The 1827-nt window shown below is 41.1% G+C and carries 3 protein-coding genes; 2 read left to right on the top strand and 1 reads right to left on the bottom strand.

Annotation, left to right across the window (positions count from 1 at the left end):
* Positions 1-275, bottom strand: a 275-nt coding sequence (locus LKE01_RS11725; RefSeq protein WP_146979256.1) for a helix-turn-helix domain-containing protein, incomplete at its 3' end; no start/stop codon positions are given.
* A gap of 185 nt (positions 276-460) precedes the next feature.
* Between LKE01_RS11725 and LKE01_RS11720 the strand changes: the two genes are divergently transcribed.
* Both LKE01_RS11720 and LKE01_RS11715 read left to right on the top strand, forming a co-directional pair.
* Positions 461-1381 carry a prenyltransferase gene (locus tag LKE01_RS11720; protein WP_003646535.1) on the top strand — a complete coding sequence of 307 codons (921 nt, stop codon included), beginning with the start codon at positions 461-463 and terminating at the stop codon, positions 1379-1381.
* A 112-nt stretch (positions 1382-1493) separates the two neighbouring features.
* A partial coding sequence (locus tag LKE01_RS11715; protein WP_146979255.1) for a transposase occupies positions 1494-1827 on the top strand: 334 nt, incomplete at its 3' end.

Genomic DNA, 1827 nt, shown 5'->3' with positions numbered 1-1827 from the left:
TCTGTCTCAAATATTGACTTCAATCCACTCTTTTCCTCGATCAAGTGTTTAAGGTTTTTAGTAAGCGAAGACTTTCGCCCCCGTTGACTAACCTTGCGTTCAAAGTCAGTTTGCGCTAGCTCAGCCTGGTACTCACCATTTAGTCGGTGAAGTTCGTTAAAGATGGTGGTCTTACTAAAGTCTAAGTAGTTAGCGATGTATCGCAAGGAACGTCCTTCATTATGAAGCGTTTCAATGACAACACGGTTCTGGAATGATAAAATAGTGGTGCTCATCAAGGTCCTTCTTTCTAATGGATTGTGTGGTAACACCATTAAAGACCTTGATGGGTTTTTCTGTCCACTTAAATGTTCAACTTAAATTTTACAATCTGCCTTATGCATTATTTTATCAAGTATAGAACGGAATACGCTAAAATAGTCTTTGATTAATAAATATCAGAAAAGGAGAAGTTAAATTCATGGATATTCCAACCCGTCGACAGCAATTTAAAGCTCTTGTTCAAGCACAATCGACTGTCATTTCGGCGCTACCTTACTTATTAGGTTGTGCCTTCACCTATTTTTATTACGATCACTTTAATATTGGCGATGCTGCTCGCCTCTTTATTGCGGTCATCTGTTTCCACCTTGCCGTTAACGGTCACAACCAATATACCGATTACAGGAGGTTCAATGCCAGCGGCTCAGTTTCGGAGAATAACATTATTGCCAAATTTAAAATCAGCCTTTCTTGGGCCCGATTAATTATTGGCAGTCTCGTTCTCCTTTCAGCAGTAATTGGGATCTATCTGACATTTAAGACTGGCTGGCCGCTACTTTTGATTGGTCTCTTAAGTTTTTTGATTGGGTACGCCTACTCTGGTGGCCCTCACCCGATTCTTAAGACCCCTTTAGGTGAACCAGCTTCCGGGATCACAATGGGCTACAACATTACCCTACTCGCCATCTACGTCAATATTTATAACAGTCCTCAATTTGACCCCTTCTTCTGGCTAAAGGGCCTCATTGTTGCTCTGCCAGCAATTCTTGTAATTAGCAACGTCATGCTTGGAAATAATATTTGTGACCGGGACGAAGATATTCAAATCGGCAAGCACACTCTTGTCTACTATATCGGTCGTTCCGCAGCCATGAAGGTTTTAATCGCTTGTTACGTTCTAAGTTATATTATGATCATCGTTGCGGTAGTCCTTCACTACTTACCTGTGCTGACCCTGCTAAGTCTTGTTACCATCCCCATCGTTTACCAACGAATTAAAGTTTTTGTCCAACATCCCGATAAAATGACGACATTCTTTAATATTCTGATCGGCCTTCAATTAATTCTGGTTAGTGAAATTCTCTTTACGATTATTGGCATCATTATCAAAGTCATATAAGACAGTTAAAGGACCCCTGGTAAAAGCCTCAACTGACTTCTATTAGAAACTGTTTGAGGTCTTTGAAAGACGCTTGAATTTCCGGTAAAATATGTGAAAAAAGGACTTCATTATGACTGATTATCCAAGCAATATCACTCGTGACCAATTTGAATTGATTCGCGTTGACCTTGAGACGTTTTGCAAGCGTACATGTCCTCGAAGGGTGGACCTATTTGATGTCTTCAATGCAGTGCTTTACGAGCTTCGTACGGGCGCTCAATGGCGTCAGTTGCCGCATGATTTTCCGAAATGGCAAACCGTTTACACTTACTTTGCCATGTGGTCAAAACCATTAGCTAATTCGGAATATTCCCTGATTGACCCGCTTTTAAAAAAAATTGTCGCTCGAGAGCGATTACGAATGGGACGATCGGTACGAACGTCGTTCGTAATTCTTGATGCGC

The sequence above is a fragment of the Lentilactobacillus kefiri genome (assembly GCF_007989105.1).
GTDB lineage: Bacteria > Bacillota > Bacilli > Lactobacillales > Lactobacillaceae > Lentilactobacillus > Lentilactobacillus kefiri.
This window is presented reverse-complemented; position numbering and strand designations above follow the sequence as displayed.

What these genes read in the sequence shown, in the direction of transcription:
- LKE01_RS11720 (WP_003646535.1), top strand. Translation starts at nt 461, where the DNA reads ATGGATATTCCAACCCGTCGACAGCAATTTAAAGCTCTTGTTCAAGCA.